Source organism: Caldimonas sp. (assembly GCF_046289365.1).
Lineage (GTDB): Bacteria > Pseudomonadota > Gammaproteobacteria > Burkholderiales > Burkholderiaceae_C > Caldimonas.
This window is the reverse complement of the sequence record NZ_JBKBVU010000139.1, coordinates 1-7,964: the sequence shown is the minus strand read 5'-3', so window position 1 is coordinate 7,964 and position 7,964 is coordinate 1. Positions and strand designations below refer to the sequence as shown.

At 69.6% G+C, this 7,964-nt stretch carries 7 protein-coding genes; 6 read left to right on the top strand and 1 reads right to left on the bottom strand.

The genetic code is table 11. The annotated features are described in order from the left end of the window. Positions 1–231: hypothetical protein (locus tag ACK42S_RS12935; protein WP_409708105.1), on the top strand; the 231-nt coding region annotated here is incomplete at its 5' end. Here ACK42S_RS12935 and ACK42S_RS12930 read toward each other — a convergent pair. Further along, the gene (locus ACK42S_RS12930; protein ID WP_409708102.1) at positions 198–875 is read right to left on the bottom strand and encodes a c-type cytochrome; all 678 of its coding nucleotides are present in this window, start codon (positions 873–875) and stop codon (positions 198–200) included. The two genes, ACK42S_RS12935 and ACK42S_RS12930, sit on opposite strands and share 34 nt — an antisense overlap. Before the next feature lie 102 nt (positions 876–977). Between ACK42S_RS12930 and ACK42S_RS12925 the strand changes: the two genes are divergently transcribed. The 5 genes from ACK42S_RS12925 to ACK42S_RS12905 all read left to right on the top strand — a co-directional run. Then, positions 978–1,820: an AAA family ATPase gene (locus tag ACK42S_RS12925; RefSeq protein WP_409708099.1), complete on the top strand. Its 843-nt coding sequence runs from the start codon at positions 978–980 to the stop codon at positions 1,818–1,820. A gap of 4 nt (positions 1,821–1,824) precedes the next feature. Continuing rightward, positions 1,825–2,421 carry a GNAT family N-acetyltransferase gene (locus tag ACK42S_RS12920; RefSeq protein WP_409708096.1) on the top strand — a complete coding sequence of 199 codons (597 nt, stop codon included), beginning with the start codon at positions 1,825–1,827 and terminating at the stop codon, positions 2,419–2,421. A 25-nt stretch (positions 2,422–2,446) separates the two neighbouring features. Continuing rightward, entirely contained in the window at positions 2,447–3,631 is a 1,185-nt protein-coding gene (locus tag ACK42S_RS12915; RefSeq protein WP_409708093.1) for a vWA domain-containing protein, read from the top strand. Next, the gene (locus tag ACK42S_RS12910; RefSeq protein ID WP_409708090.1) at positions 3,628–5,463 is read left to right on the top strand and encodes an autotransporter assembly complex protein TamA; all 1,836 of its coding nucleotides are present in this window, start codon (positions 3,628–3,630) and stop codon (positions 5,461–5,463) included. Before ACK42S_RS12915 ends, ACK42S_RS12910 begins: the two co-directional genes overlap by 4 nt. A gap of 3 nt (positions 5,464–5,466) precedes the next feature. After that, positions 5,467–7,964: hypothetical protein (locus tag ACK42S_RS12905; RefSeq protein WP_409708087.1), on the top strand; the 2,498-nt coding region annotated here is incomplete at its 3' end.

The following is a 7,964-nucleotide window of genomic DNA, read 5'->3' as shown; positions in this document are numbered from 1 at the left end:
CCGCTCGACGATGGAACGCTCGGTCTCAGAGCGCGGCGCAGTATGGACAAGGCCCCGCCGCCTTGGGAAGCCAGCAATCGCGGGTTTTACAAAGAGTTGCCGCAGGTTGCGGGTGGTTACGTGGACACGTGGAGCAAAACTCCTGAACAACAAAAAAGCCGCTGGGATTCAGCGGCTTTCTTGTCTGGTTGGCGCGATCAGCGCGCAGAACCCAGGCGGAAGCGAGACTGAGGCACCACGCGCAGGTCGCCAGGCAGCGAGGCGATGTACTGGGCCATGGCCTTGAGCTCGGCGTCGGTGAACTGCTTGACCTGGCCGGCCATGATGGCGTTGCCACGGCCGATGATCGGATTGCCCTCGATCTTGTAGGACTTCAGCGCCACGTAGAGATAGTCGGCGTGCTGGCCGGCAATCTTGGGATAACTGCCGTCGATGGGCTTGTTGAAGTTGGCGCCGTGGCAGGCCACGCAACCGCCCTTTTCGAGCAGGGCGGCCACTTCGGCGCGGGGCTGGCGGGCCGGGGTCTCAGGCACATTGGCCGGCGGCACCTGCTGCTCATAGAAAGCGGCGATATCGGCCATGTCCTGCTCGGACAGCGTTTCGGCGATGCCGCGCATCGTCGGGTGCTTGCGCTCACCCTTCTTGTAGGCCTGAAGCGCGGCCACGATGAACTTGGCGTTCTGGCCGGAGATCATCGGCACCTTGTGGATCTCGGGGAAGCTGGCCTGATAGCCGGGGATGCCATGGCAACCAATGCACATGGCCACCTTGGCTTCGCCCGCCTTGACGTCCTGGGCAACGGCCGCGCCCGCAAAGAAGGCGCTCAAGCCAGCCGCTGCGGCCAGCGCGATCATCGTGGATTTGACTTTCTTCATGTGGGCGCGGTGAATCGTCGGTGTTTGGGATCAACCGACGATTATAGCCAGCCCGCTTATACTGCTTTTGCCCTCATCCACGCTTGATCCGGCACATCTTCCATGAAGTTCCACGGCTCCGAGACCTACGTCGCCACCGACGATCTGCGCCTGGCGGTCAATGCCGCCATCACCCTGAAGCGCCCGCTGCTGGTCAAGGGCGAGCCGGGCACCGGCAAGACCATGCTGGCCGAGGAAGTGGCCCGTTCGCTGGGCATGCCCCTGCTGCAATGGCACATCAAGTCGACCACCAAGGCCCAGCAGGGCTTGTACGAGTACGACGCCGTGAGCCGCCTGCGCGACAGCCAACTCGGCGACGAGCGGGTGAAGGACATCCACAACTACATCGTCAAGGGTGTGCTGTGGCAGGCCTTCGAGGCCGAGCAGCCGGTGGCCCTGCTGATCGACGAGATCGACAAGGCCGACATCGAATTCCCCAACGACCTGCTGCGCGAACTCGACCGCATGGAGTTCTATGTGTACGAGACGCGGCAGATGATCCGCGCCAAGCACCGGCCGCTGGTGTTCATCACCTCGAACAACGAGAAGGAGCTGCCCGACGCCTTCCTGCGCCGCTGCTTCTTCCATTACATCAAGTTCCCGGACGCGGACACGATGAAGAACATCGTCGAAGTGCACTTTCCCGGGCTGAAGAAGGAACTGCTGTCGGCCGCGCTGAAGAACTTCTACGATGTGCGCAACTTGCCGGGACTGAAGAAGAAACCCAGCACGTCCGAACTGCTGGACTGGCTCAAGCTGCTGGTGGCCGAGGACATACCTGCCGAAGCGCTGCAGAGCAAGGACGACAAGGTTGCCATCCCGCCGCTGGTGGGCGCCTTGCTGAAGAACGAGCAGGACCTCTCGCTGTTCGAGAAGCTGGTCTTCATGCAGCGGCACCACCGCTGAGATCATGCCCTCCCTCGCCCAGCCCGTCACGCTCACCGGCACCCACGTGGTGCTCGAGCCCCTGGCGCCCGAACATGCAGACGGCCTGGCCGATGCCGTGCGTGACGGCGAGCTGTGGAAGCTGTGGTACACGACCATCCCGTCCCCCGAGCAGATGGCAGGCGAGATCGAGCGGCGCCTGACGCTGCGCGAGTCCGGTGCCTGGCTGCCTTTTGCCGTGCGTGAGCGCGCAACGGGCCGGCTGGCAGGCATGACCAACTACCTGCACATCGACGACGTGCACCGCCGGGTGGAGATCGGCGCCACCTGGTATGCGCGGCGCGTGCAGCGCACCGCCTTGAATACCGAAGCCAAGCTGCTGCTGCTCACCCACGCGTTCGAGACGCTGCAGTGCATCGCGGTCGAGTTGCGCACTCACTTCCTCAACCAAGCCAGCCGACGCAGCATCGAGCGCCTGGGCGCCAAGCTCGACGGGATCTTGCGCCATCACCAGCGCACCCCGGACGGCAGCCTGCGAGACACCTGCGTCTACAGCATCACGGCTCCCGAATGGCCGACGGTGCGCACGCATCTGCAGTGGCAACTCGAACGGCCGCGTTGAACCTGCCACGCCTGCGAGGCATTTCATGCTGATCGACTTCTTCTTCACCCTGCGCGCCGCCAAGCTGCCGGTGTCGATCAAGGAATTCCTGATGCTGCTCGAAGCGATCCAGGGCGGCGTGATCGACGACGACGGCGGCCCCACGGTGGACAAGTTCTACTACCTGGCGCGCACGGCCCTGGTGAAGGACGAGGCCCATTTCGACAAGTTCGACCGGGCCTTTGGCGCCTATTTCAAGGGCGTGGAACTGCTCACCGATTTCTCGAAGGAGATCCCGCTCGAATGGTTGCAAAAGCGCCTGGAGCTGGAGCTGTCGCCCGAGGAGAAGGCTCGGATCGAGAAGCTCGGCTGGGACGAGCTGATGAAGCGCCTGCGCGAGCTCTTCGAGAAGCAGAAGGAGCGCCACGAGGGCGGCAACCGCTTCATCGGCACCGGCGGCACCTCGCCCTACGGTGCCTATGGCTACAACCCCGAAGGCATCCGCATCGGCCAGGACAAGGGCCGCAACAAGAGCGCGGTGAAGGTGTGGGACCAGCGCCAGTACAAGGACTACGACGACACGCTGGAGCTGGGCACACGCAACATCAAGGTCGCGCTGCGTCGGCTGCGCCGCTTCGCCCGCGAAGGCTCGGAGCTGGAGCTCGACTTGGACGACACCATCCGCTCCACCGCGGCCAATGCCGGCTGGCTGGACCTGAAGATGGTGCCCGAACGCCACAACCAGGTGAAGGTGCTGCTGCTGATGGACGTGGGCGGGACGATGGACGAGCACATCCACCGTGTCGAGGAACTTTTCAGCGCGGCCAAGTCTGAGTTCAAGCACCTGGAGTTCTATTACTTCCACAACTGCGTCTACGACTACATGTGGAAGAACAACCGCCGCCGCTACAGCGAGAAGTTCCCGACGTGGGATGTAATCCGCAAGTACAACAAGGACTACAAGCTCATCTTCGTGGGCGACGCCACGATGAGCCCGTACGAGATCCTTCAGCCGGGCGGCAGTGTGGAATACAACAACGAGGAGCCTGGGGCCGAATGGCTGCAGCGTCTCACCCATGCCTTCCCCAAGTACGTCTGGATCAATCCCGAGCCGCAGGGTGTGTGGGCTTATCGCCAGTCGATCGCGATCATCCAGCAGCTCATGAACCAGCGCATGTTCCCGCTCACGCTGTCCGGGCTGGAAGGGGCCATGCGTTTGCTGAGCAAATGACCGCGGCGCAGCGCCTCGGAACCGTCCTGTCCCTCCTGCCCTGGCTGGCCCTGGCGGCGCTGCCTCCCGCGCCGGCGCGGGCCGACGATGCCGCCGCGCCGCGCGCCGACACGGCAGCCACGCGCGTGCCCTACCTGCTGCGCATCAGCGCTGGGGACGATCTGGACGAGCTGCTGGGCACCTACCTCGACCTGGCGCGCTTTCGCACCGACCCGGCACTGGCCGAGGCCACCGAGGCCGAAGTGCGACGCCTGATCGCTGCCACGCCGGCGCAGGCACGCTCGCTGCTGGAAACGCGCGGCTACTTCAACCCGACGATCCGCATCACCCGCGAGGAGGGTGAACCGCCCCTGATCCGCATCGAGGTGGACCCGGGCGAGCGCACTCGCGTGAGCCGGGCGACCATCGAGGTGCAGGGCGAGATCGTCGAGCAAGCCGACGCCGGCAGTGCGCGCGACCAGGCCTTGCTGCAGGAGATCCAGGCCGGCTGGCGGCTGCGCGAGGGCCGACCGTTCTCGCAAGACTGGTGGTCGGCCGAAAAAACCGAATTGCTGGGCCGGCTGCGCAGCGACGGCTACCCGGCGGCCACCTGGGCCGGCACGGCGGCCGAGGTGGATGCGCCACGCAACGCGGTGCGCCTGTTCGCGGTGGCCGACAGCGGGCCGCTGTTTCGCTTCGGGCCCGTGCGCATCGAGGGACTGAAGAACCAGCGCGAGGAGGCGGTGAGCCACCAGCTCACTTTCCGGCCGGGCGACCGCTACACCGAAAAGCAGGTGCTCGACCTGCAAGAGCGCCTGCAGCGCAGCGGGCTGTTCGAATCCGCCTCGGTGTTGGTCGACCCCGACCCGGCCAGGGCGCAGGCCGCCCCGGTGACGATCGCCGTGCGCGAGGCGCCGCTGCAGGACCTGACGCTGGGCATCGGCTACAGCGACGTGGCGCGTGCGCGCGGGACGATCGAGCACCTGCACCGGCGGCCCTTCGGACTGAACTGGGTGGCCAAGCACAAGCTGGAACTCGGCCGCGACCAGAGTTCGCTGAAGTCCGAACTGACCTCCCATCCGAAGGCCGACCAGTACCGCAACCTGCTGGCCTTCGCCGGCGAGCGCTTCAGGAGCGCCAGCTCGGCCCCCACGGACAGCTACCGCTTGCGCGCGGGCCGCACCCAGGACACCGAGCGCATCGACCGCCTGTACTACGGTGAATACACCACCGCCATCGTCACCACCGACCTCGGCCGCCAGCGCGCCAGCGCCCTCACGGCCAACTACGAATGGGTCTGGCGCAACGTCGACAACGTGCTGCTGCCCACACGCGGCATCGCCGCCTCGGCCCAGGTGGGCGCCGGCCACGCGCGCAGCGATGCCGGCGACGGCCCGTTCAGCCGGGTCTACGGGCGCCTAAGCGGCTACCTGCCGCTGGGCGGCTGGTATGCCAGTGCCCGCGTCGAAGGCGGCGAGGTCTTCATCCCCAACAACGTGGACGTGCCCGACACCCTGCTGTTTCGCGCGGGCGGGGACGAGTCGGTGCGCGGCTACGCCTATCGCTCGATCGGCCCGCAGCAAGGCGGCACGACGGTGGGAGGCAAGGTGCTGGCCACGGCCAGCCTGGAGCTGGCCCGCCCGCTCGGTGCGCGCAGCCTGCGCCCATGGTGGTGGGCCGCCTTCATCGACGCCGGCGATGCCACCAACGACTGGACAGCCTTCCACGCCAAGGTGGGTTACGGCCTGGGCCTGCGCTGGCGCAGCCCGGTGGGCCCGCTGAAGGTGGATGCGGCCTACGGCGAGGAAACGAACCGCTGGCGCCTGCATCTCAGTGTGGGCATCGCCTATTGACGCATGGACCCGACCCCGGACCCGCCCGCCCCCCCGCCCCCGCAAGCGCCTGCGCGCCGCGGGCCGGGCCGGCTGTCGTGGCTGCTGGTCGTTGCCCTGCCCTTGTTGGCCGTGGCGGCCCTCGTGGGGGCGGTGGTGGCGGCGCTGACCACGCCGGCCGGCACGGCCTGGCTGCTGCGCGCAGTGCCCCGCCTGACGGTGGTGGAGCCGCAGGGCCCGCTGCTGGGCGACTTCTCGGCACGCCGGGTGCACCTGGACCTGTCCGGCCCCGGCCGGCCGGACGACGGCGTGACGATCGACGGCCTGGCCTGGCGGGGCCTGAGCTGGACCGCCGCGGCGCCCGGGCACTGGCTGAGCCTGCATGTGGCGCGACTGGAGATGGAGCGCCTGAGCCTGCGCCTGCCCCCGGGCGAACGCCGTGAGCCGGCATCGCCGCCCTCGGACCTCGGATCGCCACTGCACCTGGCCCTGCAGGCCTTGCGCATCGGCGAGCTGTCCTTCGGCGGGGCCATGCCCGCGGTGCGCGACCTGGCGGCCACCCTCGAGCTGGGCGCCGATGGCGGCCGGACGCACCGCCTCGAGGCCCTGAGCCTGCGCTGGGACCGCCTGACCCTGCAGGGCCATGCCGAAGTGGGCGCCGCAGCGCCGCTGGGTGCGCGCGTCGTGCTGGACCTGGCCGGAGATCTGCCCGAAGGGCCGACGGTGGCCGGCACCTGGCGCGCCCGCGTCGAGGCCGAGGGCCCGTTGGCACGGCTGCCGGTGAACGCCTCGCTCTCGGCGGCCGGGCAGTCGCTCCAGGCCCAGGCGACGCTCACCCCCTTTGCCCGCCTGCCGCTGGACCGCCTGGAGGCCCGGTTCGAAGCCCTGGACCTGGCCGCGCTGTCCAGCGCGGCCCCGCGCACAGCCCTGAGCGGCCAGGTGCAGGCGCAGCTCGGCATGGCGCAGGCCGGGGCCGCCGACGGGGTGGTGGACGTGCGGCTGCGCAATGCCCGGGCCGACCGCTGGGACGCCGCTCACCTGCCGCTGCGCAGCCTGGTCCTGCAGGCGCGCAGCACGGGCCTGACACCGCAAGAGGGTGTCGCCGTGGAGCATTTCGAGGCGGTGCTGGGCAGCACCACTCGCGAGGCCGGCCGGGTGCGGGGCGAGGGCCGATGGGCGCCGTCGGGCTGGCGGGGCCGTCTGCAAGCAACGCAGCTCGAACCGGCCGCCGTGGACGCCCGACTGCCGGCGATGCGCCTGTCCGGCCCGGTCGAACTGGCCTCGGGCGGCTCGGGTCAGCCGGTGGAGGTCCGCGCCCGGCTCGAAGGCCACCTGCCCGGCGCGCGCGGGGCGCGCGTGCCCGTGGCGCTGTCGCTGAACGGCGAGTTTGCCGGCCGGCGCGGCCTGGTGCGCGAGTTCACGGCGCGCGCCGGCGTCGCCCGGGCCGAGCTGCAAGCCGAGGTCGACTCCCCGCCCGGGCGGGCGGTGCAGGCCCGCTTGCAGGCAAGTTGGCAGGACATCGATCCGCTGACCTGGTGGCCCGGCCTGGCCGGCGCGTCGGGGGCGGCCCGGGAGCACCGGCTGTCCGGCCAGGCGCAGGCCCGCTTGACGCTGCCACCACAGGCCAAGGGCGAGACGGTGCTGGCCTGGGTGGGGCGCTGGCAGGGCCGCGCCGAAGCCCGCCTGCACGACAGCCTGCTGGCCGGCCAGCCGCTTCAGGGAGAACTGCGATGGCAGGCCGAGCGCACCGGCTCGCCGGCCCGCACCGAAGGTCGGTTGCTGCTGGCCGGCAACCGCCTGGACTGGCTGGGGAACCTGCCCGGCGGCTGGCCGGGCGAGGCCGGCGAGGCGCTGGCCCTGAGCCTGGATGCTCCGGCGTTGGAGCGCCTGGCGCCGGTGCTGCAAGTCTGGCGACCAGAGGTCCGGCTGGAGGGGGCCGTGCGCCTGGACACCCGCGTGCGCTGGGGCGCGGCCGCCCAGCCGCAGCGCCTGGACGGGCGGCTCCAGGGCCGCGCCCTGCGCTGGAACGACTGGCGGCTGCAAGCCGCCGAAGGCCGTTGGGACTTGAGTTTGGCCGCCGCTGAGGCGGCCCAGCAGCTCGAACTGCGCCTGGAAGGCCTGCAGCAACGGGACCGGCGCATCGACACCACGACGCTGCGCCTGGACGGCAGCCTGCGCGAACACCACCTGCGGGTGGATGGCCGCTCGAACCTGGCCCTGCCCTGGGCTGCCCCCGCGGGCGGCCCCGACGGCGCAGGCGCGGCGGGAAACACCCGGCCGGTGCAACTGCAGTTGCAGGTGTCCGGTCGCGCCGAAGTGGCCACCGGCCGCGGCCTGGGGGCCGACCTTTTCCAGGGCTGGCAGGGACGGCTGCAACGCCTCGTGCTCGGCCCGGCCCAGACCGGCCAGAGCCCCTGGCTCGAGGTCGATGACGTTGCCTTGCAGTGGGAGCACCGGGCGGGCCAGCCCGTGCGGCTGAGCCTCGGGGCGGGCCAGGCCCGCCTGCGCGCCGGCCGCCAGCA